General features: G+C 65.4%; 16 protein-coding genes. 13 read left to right on the top strand and 3 right to left on the bottom strand.

Features of this window, described 5'->3' with window-relative positions; translation table 11 throughout:
- Positions 1 to 128 precede the first annotated feature (128 nt).
- The 4 genes from hflK to AB7M16_RS10490 all read left to right on the top strand — a co-directional run bounded on the left by hflK (position 129) and on the right by AB7M16_RS10490 (position 4,099).
- The gene (gene hflK / locus AB7M16_RS10505; protein ID WP_172787441.1) at positions 129 to 1,259 is read left to right on the top strand and encodes an FtsH protease activity modulator HflK; all 1,131 of its coding nucleotides are present in this window, start codon (positions 129 to 131) and stop codon (positions 1,257 to 1,259) included.
- Positions 1,256 to 2,152 (top strand): protease modulator HflC, encoded by an 897-nt coding sequence (gene hflC, locus AB7M16_RS10500; protein WP_212259142.1) that lies wholly within the window; start codon positions 1,256 to 1,258, stop codon positions 2,150 to 2,152. Before hflK ends, hflC begins: the two co-directional genes overlap by 4 nt.
- 71 nt (positions 2,153 to 2,223) lie before the next feature.
- The gene (locus AB7M16_RS10495; RefSeq protein ID WP_172787439.1) at positions 2,224 to 2,430 is read left to right on the top strand and encodes a DUF2065 domain-containing protein; all 207 of its coding nucleotides are present in this window, start codon (positions 2,224 to 2,226) and stop codon (positions 2,428 to 2,430) included.
- A gap of 142 nt (positions 2,431 to 2,572) precedes the next feature.
- Complete coding sequence (locus tag AB7M16_RS10490; RefSeq protein WP_260380256.1) at positions 2,573 to 4,099, top strand: Do family serine endopeptidase; 1,527 nt, start codon at positions 2,573 to 2,575, stop codon at positions 4,097 to 4,099.
- Positions 4,100 to 4,231: 132 nt separating this feature from the next.
- On the opposite strand, the gene serB is transcribed toward AB7M16_RS10490, so the two are convergent.
- The gene (gene serB, locus AB7M16_RS10485) at positions 4,232 to 5,137 is read right to left on the bottom strand and encodes a phosphoserine phosphatase SerB (protein ID WP_172787437.1); all 906 of its coding nucleotides are present in this window, start codon (positions 5,135 to 5,137) and stop codon (positions 4,232 to 4,234) included.
- 11 nt (positions 5,138 to 5,148) lie between these two features.
- Between serB and miaA the strand changes: the two genes are divergently transcribed.
- From miaA to AB7M16_RS10440, 9 genes are all read left to right on the top strand, one after another.
- Positions 5,149 to 6,090: a tRNA (adenosine(37)-N6)-dimethylallyltransferase MiaA gene (gene miaA / locus AB7M16_RS10480; protein ID WP_212258373.1), complete on the top strand. Its 942-nt coding sequence runs from the start codon at positions 5,149 to 5,151 to the stop codon at positions 6,088 to 6,090.
- Between the two features lie 327 nt (positions 6,091 to 6,417).
- Positions 6,418 to 8,193: an acetolactate synthase 3 large subunit gene (locus AB7M16_RS10475; RefSeq protein ID WP_439364278.1), complete on the top strand. Its 1,776-nt coding sequence runs from the start codon at positions 6,418 to 6,420 to the stop codon at positions 8,191 to 8,193.
- Between the two features lie 4 nt (positions 8,194 to 8,197).
- The gene (locus tag AB7M16_RS10470; protein WP_453943846.1) at positions 8,198 to 9,169 is read left to right on the top strand and encodes a threonine dehydratase; all 972 of its coding nucleotides are present in this window, start codon (positions 8,198 to 8,200) and stop codon (positions 9,167 to 9,169) included.
- A gap of 23 nt (positions 9,170 to 9,192) precedes the next feature.
- The gene (gene ilvN, locus AB7M16_RS10465; protein ID WP_018640841.1) at positions 9,193 to 9,735 is read left to right on the top strand and encodes an acetolactate synthase small subunit; all 543 of its coding nucleotides are present in this window, start codon (positions 9,193 to 9,195) and stop codon (positions 9,733 to 9,735) included.
- A 3-nt stretch (positions 9,736 to 9,738) separates the two neighbouring features.
- On the top strand, positions 9,739 to 10,434 hold the full coding sequence (locus tag AB7M16_RS10460) for a class I SAM-dependent methyltransferase (RefSeq protein ID WP_036006616.1): 696 nt from the start codon (positions 9,739 to 9,741) through the stop codon (positions 10,432 to 10,434).
- 46 nt (positions 10,435 to 10,480) lie between these two features.
- On the top strand, positions 10,481 to 11,356 hold the full coding sequence (locus AB7M16_RS10455; protein ID WP_212258367.1) for an EamA family transporter: 876 nt from the start codon (positions 10,481 to 10,483) through the stop codon (positions 11,354 to 11,356).
- A gap of 7 nt (positions 11,357 to 11,363) precedes the next feature.
- Positions 11,364 to 11,966: a LysE family translocator gene (locus tag AB7M16_RS10450; protein WP_172787432.1), complete on the top strand. Its 603-nt coding sequence runs from the start codon at positions 11,364 to 11,366 to the stop codon at positions 11,964 to 11,966.
- Positions 11,967 to 12,099: 133 nt separating this feature from the next.
- A complete protein-coding gene (gene ilvC / locus AB7M16_RS10445; protein ID WP_027577255.1) occupies positions 12,100 to 13,119 on the top strand; it encodes a ketol-acid reductoisomerase in 1,020 nt (339 codons plus the stop codon).
- A gap of 645 nt (positions 13,120 to 13,764) precedes the next feature.
- Complete coding sequence (locus AB7M16_RS10440) at positions 13,765 to 15,477, top strand: sulfatase-like hydrolase/transferase (protein ID WP_439364274.1); 1,713 nt, start codon at positions 13,765 to 13,767, stop codon at positions 15,475 to 15,477.
- Between the two features lie 5 nt (positions 15,478 to 15,482).
- Here AB7M16_RS10440 and AB7M16_RS10435 read toward each other — a convergent pair whose 3' ends face one another.
- Together AB7M16_RS10435 and AB7M16_RS10430 are read right to left on the bottom strand one after the other, a co-directional pair.
- Positions 15,483 to 17,042: a glycine betaine ABC transporter substrate-binding protein gene (locus AB7M16_RS10435; protein ID WP_453943845.1), complete on the bottom strand. Its 1,560-nt coding sequence runs from the start codon at positions 17,040 to 17,042 to the stop codon at positions 15,483 to 15,485.
- Positions 17,039 to 17,821 carry an ATP-binding cassette domain-containing protein gene (locus AB7M16_RS10430; RefSeq protein ID WP_453943844.1) on the bottom strand — a complete coding sequence of 261 codons (783 nt, stop codon included), beginning with the start codon at positions 17,819 to 17,821 and terminating at the stop codon, positions 17,039 to 17,041. Before AB7M16_RS10430 ends, AB7M16_RS10435 begins: the two co-directional genes overlap by 4 nt.
- Positions 17,822 to 18,059: the final 238 nt, after the last annotated feature.

Below are 18,059 nucleotides of genomic sequence, written 5' to 3'. Positions count from 1 at the left end.
CTTTTTCGTGCCCGAGCATAGCTCGGAAGACGGTCAGGGCTGCGTTGTAAGGGACTTGCCTGTCCCCTATAAAGCCGGACCGGACAGAGCGGGCGGGGGCAATTCCACCCTGCCGAGGAGAGCGTCGAATGCCGTGGAAGAATCAGGGCGGTGGCCCATGGGGCTCGGGTCCAAAGGGACCATGGGGCTCGGGCCCGCAACCGGTCGGGCCGAGGCCGCCGGATCTGGAAGACCTTCTGCGGCGCGGCCAGGACCGCCTCCAGCAGATCATGCCGGGCGGCTATTTCTCCGGCATCGGTATCACGCTGATCATCCTGCTGATCGTCGCATTCTGGCTGCTGTCGGGCTTCTTCCGCGTGCAGTCCGAAGAGCTCGGCGTCGTGCTGCGCTTCGGCAAGCATGTCCGCACCGTGCAGCCGGGCCTGAACTATCATCTGCCCTATCCAATCGAGACAGTGCTGCTGCCCAAGGCGCTGCGCGTCAACACCATCTCCGTCGGCATGACGCTGATCGACGATCCGGCGCGGCGCGGCCGCTCCATTCGCGACGTGCCTGAAGAGAGTCTGATGCTGACCGGCGACGAGAACATCGTCGACGTCGACTTCACCGTGCTCTGGCGCATCAAGCCGGACGGCATCGGCGAATTCCTCTTCAACATCCAGAATCCCGAAGGTACCGTGAAGGCGGTCTCCGAGAGCGCGATGCGTGAGGTGATCGGCCGTTCGCAGATCCAGCCGATCCTGACCGGCGCCCGCAACACGATCGAGCAGCGTGTGCAGGAGCTGATCCAGAAGACCCTCGACAGCTACGGCGCAGGCATTCTCATCACCCAGGTGCAGATGCAGAAGGTCGATCCGCCAGCGCAGGTGATCGACGCCTTCCGCGACGTGCAGGCGGCCCGTGCCAATCTCGAGCAGCTGCAAAACGAGGCGCACACTTACGCCAACCAGGTCGTGCCGCAGGCGCATGGACGGGCAGCCAAGATCCTCCAGGACGCCGAGGGCTACAAGGAGCAGGCGGTTGCCGAGGCCAAGGGCCAGAGCGCGCGCTTCCTGAAGGTTTACGAGGAATACAAGAAGGCGCCCGACGTGACGCGAGAACGGATTTATCTGGAGACGATGGAGCGCGTGCTCGGCGGCGCCGACAAGCTCGTCTATGACGGTGGCCCCTCAGGCCAAGGCGTCGTGCCCTATCTGCCGCTTCCCGAACTGGCGCCCAAACGGACACCCGGTCCGCAGTCGAGCGGAGCAAGCCGATGAGGTCTCCGGTTACAGGTTTCGTCACGCTGATCGGGCTGCTCCTGGTCCTGATCGTGGCCTACATGTCGCTGTTCACGGTGCAGCAGACCGAGCAGACGATCGTGCTCCAGTTCGGCAGGCCGGTCGACGTCGTCACCGCGCCCGGCCTGCATTTCAAGGCGCCGTGGAATTCGGTGATCAACATCGACAAGCGGATCCTCGACCTGGAGAACCCGTCGCAGGAGGCGATCGCCTCCGACCAGAAGCGGCTCGTGGTCGACGCCTTTGCGCGCTACCGCATCAAGGATGCGCTGCGCTTCTATCAGAGCGTCGGCTCGATCCAGGCCGCCAACATCCAGCTCACCACGCTCCTGAACGCGGCGCTGCGCCGCGTGCTCGGCGAGGTCACGTTCATCAACGTGGTGCGCGACGACCGCGAGAAGCTGATGCTGCGCATCCGCGACCAGCTCGACCGCGAGGCCGACGGCTACGGCATTCAGGTCGTCGACGTCCGGATCCGCCGCGCCGATCTGCCGGAGCAGAACAGCCAGGCGGTCTATCTGCGCATGAAGACGGAGCGTGAGCGCGAGGCCGCCGAGTTCCGGGCACAGGGTGGCCAGAAGGCCCAGGAGATCAAGTCCAAGGCCGACCGCGAGGCGACCGTCATCGTCGCGGAGGCCAATTCGCAGGCCGAGCAGACCCGCGGTGCGGGCGATGCCGAGCGCAACCGCCTGTTTGCGGAGGCCTACGGCAAGGACGCCGACTTCTTCGCCTTCTACCGGTCGATGACGGCCTATGAGAACGGGCTGCGTGCCAACGACACCCGCTTCCTGCTGCGGCCGGATTCGGATTTCTTCCGGTACTTCGGTAACCCGTCCGGCAAGACGGCAACCGAGACGCCGGCGAAGCCGTAAGCTAGACAAGGGCGGCGGATTTCGCCGCCCTTTGTCCAGACAAGAACAGCATAACGGGAGGTTCCATTCCGATGAGGTCCATTGCGTTCGCCGACTTCCTCATCGGCCTAGGCATCCTGTTCGTGCTCGAAGGCTTGATGTTCGCAGCCAGTCCGAACTGGATGCGCAAAGCCATGAAAAGCGCCATCGCCACTCCGGACAACATCCTGCGGGCGGTCGGGATTGCCTCGGCCGTGGCCGGACTGGTCCTGATCTGGGTTATGCGTCGGCCGATTTAGGGCTTCGGCCAACGCCAAAGTGAAGGCGCCAGACTGGTTTTCGCCTTATTATCGGGCTCTTGAGGCCCGTGAAGCTCCGCGCTTGCGCCGTGCCCCCGTTCGAGCGCAGTCTGGCGCCGAATCCCTTTGTCTGGAGATCACAATGACCGCTGCCACCATTGCCCCGTCCCGCTCGCGCCGCCGCGTGCGACTTGGTGTGCGAATTGGGCTGGCCGCGCTCGCCGTCGGTGCTTTCAGCGCGTTCGGCACGCCGGCCCAGGCGCGTGGACCGGATGGCATCGCCGACGTCGCCGAGAAGGTGATCGACGCGGTCGTCAACATCTCGACCTCGCAGACGGTCGAGGCCAAGGGGGGCGGCAGCAACACCATGCCGCAACTGCCGCCAGGCTCGCCGTTCGAGGAGTTCTTTGACGACTTCTTCAAGAACCGCCGGGGTCCCGGCGGCGGCAGCAAGGGCGGCGAGCGCGGCGACAACAACCCGCCGCGCAAGACCAACTCGCTCGGAAGCGGCTTCATCATCGACACGGCGGGCGTCGTCGTCACCAACAACCACGTCATTGCGGATGCCGACGAGATCCACGTCATCCTCAACGACGGCACCAAGATCAAGGCCGAGCTGGTCGGCGTCGACAAGAAGACCGATCTCGCCGTGCTCAAGATCAAGCCGCCGAAGCCGCTGGTCGCGGTGAAGTTCGGCGATAGCGACAAGCTGCGCCTCGGCGACTGGGTGGTCGCGATCGGCAATCCCTTCAGTCTCGGTGGTACGGTGACGGCCGGCATCGTCTCGGCCAAGAACCGCGACATCTCCTCCGGGCCGTACGACAGCTACATCCAGACCGACGCCTCCATCAACCGCGGCAATTCCGGTGGTCCGCTGTTCAACCTCGACGGCGACGTCATCGGCGTCAACACGCTGATCATCTCGCCGTCCGGCGGCTCCATCGGCATCGGCTTCGCCGTGCCGTCGAAGACAGTGGTGGGCGTCGTCGACCAGCTCCGCCAGTTCGGCGAGCTGCGCCGCGGCTGGCTCGGCGTGCGCATCCAGAGCGTCACCGACGAGATCGCCGAAAGCCTCAACATCAAGCCCGCGCGCGGTGCGCTGGTCGCCGGCGTCGACGACAAGGGCCCGGCCAAGCCCGCCGGGATCGAGCCCGGCGACGTCGTCGTCAAGTTCGACGGCAAGGACGTCAAGGACCCGAAGGACCTGTCCCGCGTCGTCGCCGACACCGCGGTCGGCAAGGAGGTCGACGTCGTCATCATCCGCAAGGGCCAGGAAGAGATCAAGAAGGTCACGCTCGGCCGCCTCCAGGATCCCGACAAGGTGCAGGCGGCGGTGAAGACCGACGAGCCGGCGCCGGAGAAGCCGGTTACGCAGAAGGCGCTCGGCCTCGATCTCGCAGCGCTGAGCAAGGATCTGCGTACGCGCTACAAGATCAAGGAGAGCGTCAAGGGCGTGGTCGTCACCAATGTTGACGCCAATTCGGACGCCGCCGAGAAGCGTCTGTCCGCCGGCGACGTCATCGTCGAGGTGGCGCAGGAGGCGGTGTCGAGCGGCGCCGACATCCAGAAGCGGGTCGACCAGCTCAAGAAGGACGGCAAGAAATCGGTGCTGCTGCTGGTCTCGAACGGCGACGGCGAGCTGCGGTTTGTCGCGCTGAGCGTGCAGTAGGAAAGGCACGGTCCTGTAGGGTGGGCAAAGCGAAGCGAGCCCACCATCTTTCTACCCTCGCGGCAACAATGGTGGGCACGGCGCAAGGGCGCGTTTGCCCACCTACGGCTGCTGAGCGTGCAGCAAGGGCGGCTAGCCCTCCACGAACTCGTCGCGCCGATACCCCTGCGCATAAAGCAGCGCAGTGAGATCGCCGTGATCGATCCGCGCCGCCGCAGCCGCCGCCACGGCCGGCTTGGCGTGATAGGCCACACCCAGCCCCGCGGCCTGGATCATCGCGAGATCGTTGGCGCCGTCGCCGACCACGACCGAGTCGATGTCGTCGAGATCGAACGATTCCATCAGGTCCACCAGCGTCGCGAGCTTCGCGGCGCGGCCCAGGATCGGTTCCTTCACTTCGCCGGTGAACTTGCCGTCGCGCACGACGAGCTCGTTGGCGCGGTTCTCCTGGAAGCCGATCTTGGCGGCGACCGCGCGCGTGAACAAAGTAAAGCCGCCGGAGACGAGGCAGGTATAGGCGCCGTTCGCGCGCATGGTCGCGACCAACTCACGGCCGCCCGGCGTCAGCGTGATGCGCTTGGCCAGCACCTCGTCGACCGCGCTGGCCGGCAGGTCCTTGAGCAGCGCGACGCGCTCGCGCAGCGCCGGCTCGAACTCGATCTCGCCGCGCATCGCACGCTCGGTGATGCCTGCGACATGCGCCTTGACCCCGACGAAATCGGCGAGCTCGTCGATGCATTCCTGGCCGATCATGGTGGAATCCATGTCGGCGAGAAAAAGCTTCTTGCGCCTGGAGCCAACAGGCTGCACGACGATGTCGATGGGCAGGTCGCCGCGGAGCTCGCGCAACCGCTGCTCGATGGCGTGGCGGTCGCCTGCGAGGTTACTGTCGGCGCCGAAGGGGATGTCGACCGCAACCCCGTCGAACAGCCAGTGCGCGGGCGCCGCCTGCGGCAGCACGGCGCGGGCGCCGTCGACGATGGTCGAGTCGAGCGCGGGATTGTCAGGATTGCAGATCAGCGTGGCGACGAGGGACATTTGAGGTTTTCGTGAGCGAGGGGCATTCGAGCAAGGCCGTGCTTATCGCAGGCCCGACCGCCAGCGGCAAGTCGGCGCTGGCGCTCGAGCTTGCGCTCGCCGCCGGCGGCGTCGTCATCAATGCCGATTCCATGCAGGTCTATCGTGACCTCCGCATCATCACGGCGCGGCCGACCGCGGCGGACGAGGCGCTCGTGCCGCATCGGCTCTATGGCCACGTCGATGCCGCCGTGAATTTCTCGGCCGGTGCCTGGGTAAGCGATGCCGCGAAGGCGCTCCATGAGGCGAGGGCGCAGCGACGTCTGCCGATCTTCATCGGCGGCACCGGGCTCTATTTCAAGGCACTGACCACAGGTCTCTCCGTGGTGCCGCCGATCCCCGCCGAGCTGCGCGAGGACGTGCGCGCGCGGCTGGAGCGGAACGGCGTCGAGGCGCTGCACGCGGAACTCGCAGCCCGCGATCCGCGCGCGGCCGAGCGATTGAACCTGCGCGACCGCACCCGCATCGCCCGCGCGCTCGAGGTGATCGAGGCAACCGGCCGTTCGCTGCTCGATTGGCACCGCGAGGGACAGCCACCGCTGCTGCCCAAGGACAGTTTTCGTGCGATCTTCCTCGCGCCCGGGCGTGACGAGCTCTATGCCCGCATCGATGCTCGTTTCGATGCCATGTTGGGCGCCGGCGCGCTCAAGGAGGTCGAGCGGCTCGCCGCCAGGCATCTCGATCCGCTGCTGCCGGCCATGAAGGCCCATGGCGTGCCGTCCTTGATCCGGCATCTGCGCGGCGAGCTCAGCCTGGAGGAGGCTGCCAGCATCGGCCGCGGCGATACCCGCCACTACGCTAAGCGGCAATTCACCTGGTTCCGGCACCAGCTGCCCGACTTCGAATGGGTCAGGCCGGAGGAGGCGAGGGGATGGCTCGCGGCGATCGTGACCGCGGAGCGGGACCTCGATTGACGCGCTTTTGTGCCGGGTTCCCGAATTTACCTCTCGCCGAACCCGGGGAACACCGCTACACTGCCAAAATCGCGCGGGAACGGCCCCATTGCCTTGACATCCAGGCTTTGGCCGCTATGTTTCGCGCAACCTTTGGAAGCCGAGCGCCCGCCATGCGTAACATTATTACCAAACTCCTTATCGCCGTCGTACCCAGGCACACCGCCGGGGGTGGCTAGCTGCCATCCACATGACAGGCGGTGTGCATGGGCCCTCTTCGGGGCCTTTTTTATTTCCCGAACCCGACACGAACGAAGCCGCTGACAACAGCGCATCCGGAGCAAGCCAATGAGCGACAAGAGCCACGATCCGAACCAGATGACCGGCGCAGCGATGATCGTCCGCGCACTCATCGATCACGGCGTGACCGACATTTTCGGCTATCCCGGCGGCGCGGTGCTTCCGATCTACGACGAGATCTTCCAGCAGAGCGAGGTCCAGCACATCCTGGTCCGCCACGAGCAGGGCGCGGGCCATGCCGCCGAAGGCTATGCGCGCTCGACCGGCAAGCCGGGCGTTGCGCTGGTGACCTCCGGCCCCGGCGCCACCAACATGGTGACGCCGCTGACGGACGCGCTGATGGACTCGATCCCGCTGGTCTGCATCTCCGGCCAAGTGCCGACGCATCTGATCGGCAACGATGCGTTCCAGGAATGTGACACCGTCGGCATCACGCGCCCCTGCACCAAGCACAACTGGCTGGTGCGCGACGTCAACGATCTCGCCAAGGTGCTGCATGAGGCCTTCTACGTCGCAACCTCGGGCCGTCCGGGCCCGGTGCTGGTCGACGTCCCCAAGGACGTGCAGTTCGCCACCGGCACCTATCATCCGCCGCGCAAATCGGACGTGCACCGCTCCTACGCGCCGCGCCTGAAGGGTGATGCGACGCAGATCCGTAAAGCGGTCTCGCTGCTCGCGAATGCCAAGCGTCCCGTGATCTACAGCGGCGGCGGCGTGATCAATTCCGGCCCCGAGGCGACCAAGCTGTTGCGCGAGCTGGTCGAGGTCACCGGTATTCCGATCACCTCGACGCTGATGGGCCTCGGCGCCTATCCGGCGTCGGGCAAGAACTGGCTCGGCATGCTCGGCATGCACGGCACCTACGAGGCTAACATGACCATGCATGATTGCGACGTCATGCTGTGCGTCGGCGCGCGCTTCGACGATCGCATCACCGGCCGCGTCGATGCGTTCTCGCCGGGCTCGAAGAAGATCCACATCGACATCGATCCGTCCTCGATCAACAAGAACATCCGGGTCGACGTGCCGATCATCGGCGATTGCGGCAACGTCCTCGGCGACATCCTCCAGGTGTTCAAGGCGGAGGCGAAGAAGCCCGACATCAGGTCGTGGTGGCAGCAGATCGCGCAATGGCGCGCCCGTAACTCGCTCTATTACAAGAAGAGCAACGACGTCATCCTGCCGCAGCACGCGATCCAGAGCCTGTTCGAAGCGACGCGCGGCAAGGATACCTACATCACGACCGAGGTCGGCCAGCATCAGATGTGGGCGGCGCAGTTCTACGGCTTCGAGGAGCCACATCGCTGGATGACCTCGGGCGGTCTCGGCACGATGGGCTACGGCCTGCCGGCCGCGGTCGGCGTTCAGGTGGCGCATCCGGACAGTCTCGTCATCGACATTGCGGGCGATGCCTCGGTGCAGATGACGATGCAGGAGATGTCGACGGCGGTTCAGTACGAGCTGCCGATCAAGATCTTCATCCTGAACAACCAGTACATGGGCATGGTGCGCCAGTGGCAGCAGCTGCTGCACGGCAACCGGCTGTCGCATTCCTATTCGGAGGCGCTGCCGGACTTCGTCAAGCTCGCGGAGGCCTACGGCGCCGTCGGCCTCCAGGTGCACAAACCGGCCGATCTCGATGGCGCCATCAAGGAGATGATCTCGGTCAAGCGCCCGGTGCTGTTCGACTGCCGTGTCGCGGCACTCGAAAACTGCTTCCCGATGATCCCCTCCGGCAAGGCACATAACGAGATGCTGCTGCCGGAGCAGGCCAACGACGAGGCCACCGCGAAGGCATTCGCCGGCGGCAAGGCGCTGGTCTGAGGCCATGTTCGACCTGAGGGAGCTCGAGCGCGCACATGCGATCGTGGGGCAGGCGGTGCCGGCAACGCCGGCGCATGCCTGGCCGTTGCTCGCAGGTCGGCTCGGCACCGAGGTCGTGGTGAAGCACGAGAACCACACGCCGATCGGCGCCTTCAAGGTGCGCGGCGGCCTCGTCTATCTCGAACGGCTGAAGCGCGAGCGGCCGAACACGCCGGGTATCATCTCGGCGACGCGCGGCAATCACGGCCAGAGCCTCGCCTTTGCCGCGAGCCGGCACGGCGTGCCCGCGGTGATCTATGTGCCGCGCGGCAACTCGGTCGAGAAGAACCGCGCGATGAAGGCCTTCGGTGCCGAACTCGTCGAACACGGCGAGGACTTTCAGGCGGCACGCGAGGAAGCCGAGCGTCGCGCGCAGTTCGCCGGGCTCCACATGGTGCCCTCGTTCCACCCGGATCTCGTTCTTGGCGTTGCGACCTACGCTCTCGAACTATTCCGCGCAGTGCCCGACCTCGACGTCCTCTATGTGCCGATCGGGCAGGGCTCCGGCATCTGCGGCTGCATCATGGCGCGCGACCTGCTCGGCCTGAAGACCGAGATCGTCGGCGTACAGTCGACGGAAGCGCCGTCCTATGCGCTGTCGTTCGCGGCCGGAAAAATCGTGACGACCGAGACCAGCAACACGCGCGCCGACGGCATGGCAACGCGCATCCCCGACGAGGATGCGTTCGCGCTGATCCGCAAGGGCGCCTCGCGCATCGTAGAGGTCACCGACGACGAGGTCGCCGCCGCGATCCGTGCCTACTGGACCGATACGCATAATCTCGCCGAAGGCGCCGGCGCAGCCGCGCTGGCGGCGGCGCTGCAGGAAAAGAGCAAGCTGAAGGGCAGGCGCGTCGGTCTCGTGCTGTCCGGCGGCAATATCGATTTCGATCTGTTCCGCCGTTGGGTCGGGACGGACGCGCCAGCGATGGCGTGACGGAGAGACAAGAGGGGACGACAATGAACCAGCCCGCATCCGCCTATTTCATCGAGGACCGTCACGATCCCAACGAGACGCATACGCTTGCGGTGCTCGTGCAGAACGAGCCGGGCGTGCTCGCGCGCGTCATCGGCCTGTTCTCGGGGCGCGGCTACAACATCGAGAGCCTCACGGTCTCGGAGACCGAGGCTCAGAAGCACCTCTCTCGGATCACCATCGTCACCACGGGCACGCCGATGGTGATCGCGCAGATCAAGAACCAGCTCGACCGCATGATCCCGGTGTATCAGGTCGTCGACATGACCCAGACCAAGCGCTCGATCGAGCGCGAGCTGGCGATGGTGAAAGTGCGCGGACAGGGCGAGCATCGGGTCGAGGCGCTCCGGCTGGCGGATGCGTTCCGCGCCCGGGTGATCGACGCCACCACCGAGAGCTTTGTGTTCGAGATCACAGGCAATACGGACAAGATCAATCAATATATCGACCTGATGCGCCCGCTCGGCCTCGTCGAGGTGTCGCGCACCGGCGTTGCCGCGATCGGCCGCGGGCCTGAAGGGATGTGAGCCATGCTGGCGCGCGACTGGTACTACAACGAGCGGAACCGGATGGGGATCGAGCCCGCTGTGGCCTCGATCTACGACAACCATGACGATGCCGATCTGCGGGCGCGCGCCGCGCTGAAGATGCTCGGGGTCCAGCGCGGCTGGCGCATCGCCGATATCGGCTGCGGCAACGGCGTGCTCGCCACCGAAGCGGCGTTGATGGGGGCCGACGTCGACGCCATCGACATTTCCCCGGCGATGCTGGCGCTGGCCGAGATCTATGCCCGCGACCGCAAGGCACCGGTGCGCACCCAATCCGCCGGCCTGCTCAGCTTCGCCTACCGGCCCGAATCCTACGATCTCATCGTCAGCGAGTTCACACTGCACCATCTGCCGGATTTCTGGAAGGCGGTGGCGATGTCGCGGATTTTTCGCGCGCTCAAGCCCGGAGCGACGTTTTATCTCCGTGACATTGTTTACTCATCGATGCCTGACGCGATCGAGCGTGACGTCGAGCAATGGGCCGACTTCCAGATCAAGAACCACGATTTCTCCCGCGAGGGCGTGGTGACCCACATGCGCGACGAATATTCCACCTTCGGCTGGGTGATGGAGCGGATGCTGACCGACGTCGGCTTCACCCTGGTCGCGGCCGACTACCACGCGCCGATGCACGGCACGTATCTGCTGCGGAAACCGAAAGCCGGCGAGCAAGGCTAGGTCAGAACAATAAACAGGGCTGCGCGACAAGGCAGAACCGAGAACAATGAAGCCGGCCGACATCCTCATCGCCGTCATGGTGGCGATCATCTGGGGGCTTGCCTTCGTGGCGAGCCGGATCGCGCTCGACGAGCTTTCGCCGGAGCTGATGACGGCGTTGCGCTTCACCATTGCGGCGATGCCGTGCCTGTTCATCCGTAAGCCCAAAATTGCCTGGTCGCTGCTGATCGCAATCAGCTTCACGCTGTTCCTCGGCCAGTTCCTGTCGCAGGCCTACGGCATCGCCCATGGCGTCCCGGTGGGCCTCACCTCCGTCGTCGTGCAGAGCCAGGCGCTGTTCACGATCGGCTTTGCCGCGATCCTATTCGGCGAACGTCCGACGCCGGTGCAGACGCTCGGCGTCGCCATCGCCGCGGCGGGCTTGCTGATGATCTGCGGCACCGTCGGCTATGATTTCAGCGTTGCCGCCTTCGCGGTGCTGATGATCTCGCCGCTCAGCTTCGCAATTGGAAATCTGCTGCTTCGTGGCGCGCGCGGCGTGCCGATGTTCGATCTGTTTGCCTGGCTCTGCCTCGCCTCGGCCGTGCCGCTGTTTGTGCTGGCGCTGATCGCCAATGGGCCGGCATCGACCTGGACGTCGCTGACGCACATGTCGCTGGCATCGGCGCTCTGCATGCTGATGCTCGGCGGCATCTCGACCAGCATCGCCTATTGGCTGTGGGGCCGCCTCTTGCGCGACTACCCGGCTGCGCAAGTCGTGCCGTTCGCGCTGCTGGTGCCGTTCGTGGGCTCGGCGGCCTCCAGCATCGTGTTTGGCGAACGGTTCGGGCCGCTTCGCCTCGCCGGCATGCTGACCGTGATTGGCGGTATCGCCGTGATGGTGCTGGCGAAGCGCCCGCAAGTTCTTCCGAAGACTGCGTGAGGTGATGATGACCTACTCGCTGTTCTATGCCTTCCTCGTCTTCATGGTCGTGATGTACTTCACGCCCGGGCCGAACAACATCATGCTGCTGTCCTCCGGCCTGACCTACGGCTTCCGGCGCACCATCCCGCACATCGTCGGCATCGTGCTCGGCTTCGCCTTCATGGTCGCCGCGGTCGGCCTCGGGCTCGGCTCGGTGTTCCTGGCCTATCCGATCCTCCAGACCATCCTGAAATATGCAGGCGCCGCCTACCTGATTTACCTGGCTGCCGCGATCGCCATGGCCGGTCCGGCAAAGCCGGGCGAGGAGAATGGCCGCGGCCCCATGACCTTCTGGGGCGCGGCGATGTTCCAATGGATCAACGCCAAGGGCTGGGTGATCGTGATCGGCACCATCACCGCCTATGCGGCGATCGCCCAATTCCCGATCAACATCGCCATTCAGACTGTGATCAGCCTGATCGTCGGCACGGTCTCGACCGTAGTCTGGGCCCTGTTCGGCTCCGCATTGCGGCCGGTCCTGACCTCCGAGCGGCTGGTCCGCGCCTTCAACATCCTGATGGCGATCCTGCTGCTGGCCTCCCTCTACCCCGTTTTCATGGATGCATGATGTCGCGGATTTCCATGCAGAAACGGGTTTCCCTCAGGGCTGAAAATGCTCTAGACAGCCCCCGAAATCCGCAAATTTCACCCTTCGGACACTGACCATTGGCCGATTTCGGCCCTGAACGAGGAAACGACCTATGCGTGTTTATTACGATCGCGACGCCGACCTGAACCTGATCAAGGGCAAGAAGGTCGCCATCGTCGGCTATGGCAGCCAGGGCCACGCCCATGCGCTCAACCTGAAGGATTCCGGCGTCAAGGAAGTCGCTATTGCGCTGCGCAAGGGTTCGGCCTCGGCCAAGAAGGCGGAAGCTGCCGGCTTCAAGGTGCTCGAGGTTGCGGAAGCCGCCAAATGGGCCGACCTCGTCATGATGCTGACCCCGGACGAGCTCCAGGGCGACATCTATCGCGAGCACCTGCACGACAACATGAAGAAGGGCGCGGCCCTGGTGTTCGCCCACGGCCTCAACGTCCATTTCAACCTGCTCGATCCGCGTGCCGACCTCGACGTGCTGATGATCGCGCCGAAGGGCCCCGGCCACACCGTGCGCTCGGAATATCAGCGCGGCGGCGGCGTGCCCTGCCTCATCGCGATCGCCAAGGACGTCTCGGGCAACGCCCATGACCTCGGCCTGTCCTACGCCTCCGCCATCGGCGGCGGCCGCGCCGGCATCATCGAGACCACCTTCAAGGAAGAGTGCGAGACCGACCTGTTCGGCGAGCAGGTGGTGCTCTGCGGCGGCCTGGTCGAACTGATCAAGGGCGGCTACGAGACCCTGGTCGAAGCCGGCTACGCGCCGGAGATGGCCTATTTCGAATGCCTGCACGAAGTGAAGCTGATCGTCGACCTGATCTATGAAGGCGGCATCGCCAACATGAACTACTCGATCTCCAACACTGCCGAGTACGGCGAGTACGTCACCGGCCCGCGCATCATCACCGACGAGACCAAGAAGGAGATGCGCAAGGTTCTGGCCGACATCCAGGGCGGCAAGTTCGCCCGCGACTGGATGCTCGAGAACAAGGTCAACCAGACCTCGTTCAAGGCCACCCGCGCCAAGCTCGCGGCGCACCCGATCGAGGAAGTCGGCGCGAAGCTGCGCGACATGATGCCCTGGATCAAGAAGGGCGCGCTGGTCGACAAGAGCAAGAACTAAGCCGTTGTGCTCCGGACGCGCTCAGCACCTTGGTGATGCGCTGCTGATCCGGGGCCCGGCGCGGCTCCTGCGTCCCGGCTCTGCGCTCCGCTTCGCTGCGCTTGTCCGGGACACGAGCGCAACGAGCTTCGCTCGCCAAGCCAAATCGTGAACCTTTGCGGTTCTAATTCGAGCGAGATCGCAAACAGCGATCTCGCTCTTTTCGTCTTGCGCGAGACAAGCTCCAAGCCGCACGCCCGCCGTCCCGCGGCCCACGCCGGCGGTATCACCACGGCGAACGTCGCCCTGGCCCTGATCGATGCTGCGCTGCAACTGAAAGCACGGAGCGGAGATCTCCGTCCGCGATGCTGCGCGCCGGTCCGCGGTGTCGTCCGCACTTGCCGAGCCGCGACGTCCCGAGCGTAGAGGATGGCGCAGGCGAAGCGGTGCTAGACCAGTTCATCGCCGGAATAGCGAAGCGCTGGGGCATGCGCAGCCCACTAACAATAAGCGAAGGTCGGACCCCGCCGCGCGTTGCCTGTCCTTGACCGTTCCGTTACAGTTTTATGACACGGTGCAGGCTTCCGGCTGCTCCGGAGGCCTTGGCCGCTATCAGGCCGGCCAGGCTTGGCATCACCCCGCCGGACCAGAAGTTGCGTGTCGTCGATGGCGTCCGCGCCCAATCCAGGCCCTTCTGCCACCACCGCCGTGCTGGCGAGTGTCGCCGCACTCGGCATCTGGCGGCTGCTCGCGGTTGCGGCGCCGCATCTGGCCGCGCTCGCACTGATGTACGAGACCGAGACCGATTTCGGCTCGCGCCTGTCCTTCGCGCTGGCCTGGGGCATCCTCAACTTCTTCTGGATCGTGCTGCTGCGGCGGCCGGCGCTGTCGGGCGCGCTGTCGCTGACCATGGTCGTCGTGCTGGTGCTGCTGTCGCGGCTCAAGCACGACGTCGTGCAGATGACGGTCAACTTCATCGACCTGATGATGATCGACCGCGACACCGTCGCGTTCCTGTTCACGATCTTTCCGAATTTGCGCTGGTCGGTGATCCTGGCCGGTCTCGTCACGCTGCCGCTGATGTACGCGCTGTGGTGGCTCGATCCGTTCCGCATCCGCCGCCTGCCGGCGCTCGCCTGCAAGCTCGCCTGCCTTGCCGCCCTGGTCGGCTATTCGCTCTATCACCCGGACGAGGCCTGGCGCGGCTATTACGACGACGGTTATCTCTCGAAATTCTTCCGCTCGGGCGTCACGGCCGTCTCCGACTTTGCGCGGTACGGCTTCATGGAGGCGGCTGCCTCGACCAACGAGCGGCTCAACATGCCGCTGGTCGATGCCTGCCACCCCGCGGGCCGCCGGCCCAACATCATCATGATCCATGATGAATCGAGCTTCGACATCCGCGCCGCCCAGGGCATCAAGGTGCCGCCGCGCTATGGCGACCATTTCAAATCGTGGGACGGCAAGCAGCGCACGTTCCTCGCCGAGAGCAATGGCGGCCCGAGCTGGTTCACCGAATACAACGTGCTCGCAGGGCTCTCCTCGCGCTCGTTCGGCCGCTTCGCCTATTTCGTCACGCGCATCGCCTCGAGCCGGGTCGAGCGCGGCCTGCCGCTGGCGCTGCGCCGCTGCGGTTATGACACGCTGTCGCTCTATCCCGCCCATGGCGGCTTCATGGCCGCGCGCAGCTTCCAGATGACGACGGGAATCGAGCGCTTCCTCGATTCCAAGGATCTCGGCGCCAAGGATGTCGAGCCCGACAGCTTCTTCTACGACAAGGCGCTTCAGCTGATCGGCCAGCAGCCGCCGAACAAGCCGCTGTTCACCTTCATCTATCTCGGTGCCAACCACTTCCCCTGGGAGACCCGCTTTCGTCCCGATCTGCTGCCGAACTGGCGCGCGCCGGGCAACGTGCCGTCCATCGACGAATATCTGCGCCGGCAGGCGATGAGCGCCGAGCAGTACAAGGCGTTCGTTGCCGGTTTGAAGAAGACCTTTCCCGGCGAGCCCTTCCTGATCGTGCGCTATGGCGATCATCAGCCGGAATTTGCGCCTGCTATCCTGGAGCCCGGGCTCGACGAGGGCGCGATCGGCAAGAAGCTCGACGCCTACGATCCGCGCCTCTACGCGACCTATTATGCGATCGACGCCGTCAATTTCGAGCCGGTTGGAAGCCAGGCCGTGATGGACACGATCGACGGCCCCTATCTGCCGCTGGTCATTCAGGAAGCCGCCGGCATCCCGCTCGACCCCTCCTTTGCCGAGCAGAAAGAGATCATGCTGCGCTGCAAGGGCATCTTCTACGGCTGCAAGGATGGCGCCGAGGCGCGGCGGCTGAACCGGCTGCTGATCGATGCCGGAATGATCCGGGGATTGTAGCCGGCCTATCGCTTGCCGACTTTTTCCCACAACCACTTCGCCACAGCATCGGGCGATGAATTCGCATCATTGCCGCTGGCGCGCAGGTTCGCTTCGCGCATGGTGGCGATGTCGATCTTGCCGAGCAATGGCTTGAGCGCCGCCTGCAGTCGCTCGTCGCCGGCGCGCTTCGGCGCGAGCAGCAGGATCGCATCATAGGGTGGGATCGCGTGCTTGGGATCGTCGAGCGTTGTGAGCTCGTATTTGGCGATCAAGCCGTCGCTGGTGTAGCCGGCGATGACGTCGACCTCGCCACTGGCGACGGCCGCATACATGAAGTCCGGTTGCATCTGGCGCTGGGCACGGAACTGCAGCCCATAGGCCTTCTGCAGGGCGGCCCATTCGGGGCGCGAGAAGAATTCGTAGTCGCCCGCAATCGACAGCGTCGCCGTATGTGCGGCGAGGTCGGCTATGGTTCGGATGCCGAGCGCCTCGGCGCGCCGTCTTGGCATCACCAGCGCATACGCATTCTCGAAGCCGAGCTCGCCGAGCAGGGTGATATTGTCCTTGGCGAGCGCCGTCTTCAATTCCGCCACCAGCTCGGCGCGCGGCCTCATGTCGGTGCGATGCAGCTGGTTGGCCCAGAGCGTGCCGGAATAATCGACATAGAGATCGATGTCGCCGGCCTTCAGCGCCCCGAAGATCACGCTGGAGCCGAGCCCGGAGCGCGCCGTCCCGGACAGACCGGCGGCCTGGAGGCGGTCCCTCATCAACGCCGACAGCACATATTGCTCCGCGAAGGTTTTGGCGCCGACTACATAGCCCGACGCCGAGCGTCCCATCGTCGGCACCAGGGTAGCGGCGAGCAACGCCGCGATGCCGACCGCGCCGAGACCGCTGCGCATGCGGCTGCGGCTGCGCAGGCCGCTCTCGATCAGCCCAAGCAGCTGGTCGACCGCAAGCGCGAGCAGGGCGGAAGCCACGCAGCCGAACAGCACGAACACCCAGTTCTGGGTCTGGAGGCCGGCAAAAATGTAATTGCCGAGGCTGGTCTGCCCGATCGGCGTCGACAGCGTCGCGGTGCCGATCACCCACACCGCTGCGGTGCGGATGCCGGCCATGATCACCGGCAGCGCGAGCGGCAGCTCGACGATGACAAGCGATTGTCGCGCGGTCATGCCGACGCCCTTCGCTGCCTCGATCAGCGCGGGATCGATGCCGTTGAGGCCGGTGATGCCGTTGCGCAGCACCGGCAGCATCGAATAGAGCGCCAGCGCCAGCATCGCCGGCAGGAAGCCGAACGCGGAGAAGGATACGCCGAACCAGGCAAGCGTGACGGAAGCCGCCAGCAGCAGCAGCGGGTAGAACAGCGCGAGCAGCGCCAGCCCGGGTACGGTCTGTACGATGCTGGCGAACGCGAGCAGGATGCCGCGCGGCGCCGGGCGGTTGCGCGTCAGGATCGCCAACGGCAGGCTCACGGCGAGGCCAAGCGCGAGCGCGGCGAGGCTCACCCGCACATGGTTGCCGAGATAGTCAGGCAGATGCGCCAGCGCCTCGCCCCAGCGTGGATCGGCGAAGAGGCTCATGCCGCACCGCCCATCGGCAGCAGCGCATTCAGTCGCTCGACCTGGCGCCGCGGGGTGCGCAACAGCTCGAGCACGTAATCGTCGCTGCTGCTCGCGAGTTCGGCGGCCGTACCCTGTGCGAGCAATCGTCCGCCGCGCATCACCGCGATGCGGTCGGCGAGCAGGATCGCCTCGGTCATGTCGTGGGTGATCATCACGGTGGTCAGGCCGAGCTTGCGGTGCAGCGCGCGATAGTCCTCACCGAGCGCATCGCGGGTGAGGGGATCGAGCGCGCCGAACGGCTCGTCCATCAGCACGATGCGGGGTCTTGCCGCGAGCGCCCGCGCCACGCCGACGCGCTGGCGCTCGCCGCCGGAAAGGGCCACCGGAAGACGGTTGCGGTGAGCAGCCCGGTCGAGTTGCACGAGCTCCAGCAACTCGTCGATGCGCCCTCCGATTGCCGGGGCCGGCTCGCCGAGCAGCTTCGGCGTGATGCCGATATTGTCGGCGACGCTCAGATGCGGAAACAGCCCGCCGCTCTGGAAGACATAGCCGATCCGGCGCCGCAGCGCGACCGGATCGACATTCCGCACGTCCTCGCCTTCGACCGTGATGGTGCCGCTATCGGTCTCGATCAGCCGGTTGGCCAGCCGCAGCAGCGTGGTCTTGCCCGAGCCCGAGCCGCCGACGATCGCCACAAACTCGCCCTCGGCGACGTCGAGCGACACATCGTCCGCGGCTGCGAGGGACCCGAAGCGCTTGGTGACGTGCTGGTAGCTGATCGCCGGCTTGGCAGACATCGCAGGTGTGCTCTCTCTTCTCTTACCCTCCCCTGGAGGGGAGGGTCGATCGCGCGAAGCGCGAGCGGGGTGGGGTGATCTATCCACGTTGGCAGTGCATCTGTGGAAAGACCGTCACCCCACCCCGTCTCACATTTCGCTGCGCTCATGTGAGCCGACCCTCCCCCTCCAGGGGAGGGTAAGAGCGCGGCAGTACGGTATGCGTAGCACGCCCGGCGCCTCGATTGAACTTGGCCGC

Source organism: Bradyrhizobium sp. USDA 372, from assembly GCF_053629095.1.
The sequence above is the reverse complement of the archived record's forward strand: the minus strand, read 5'-3'. Positions and strand labels throughout refer to the sequence as shown.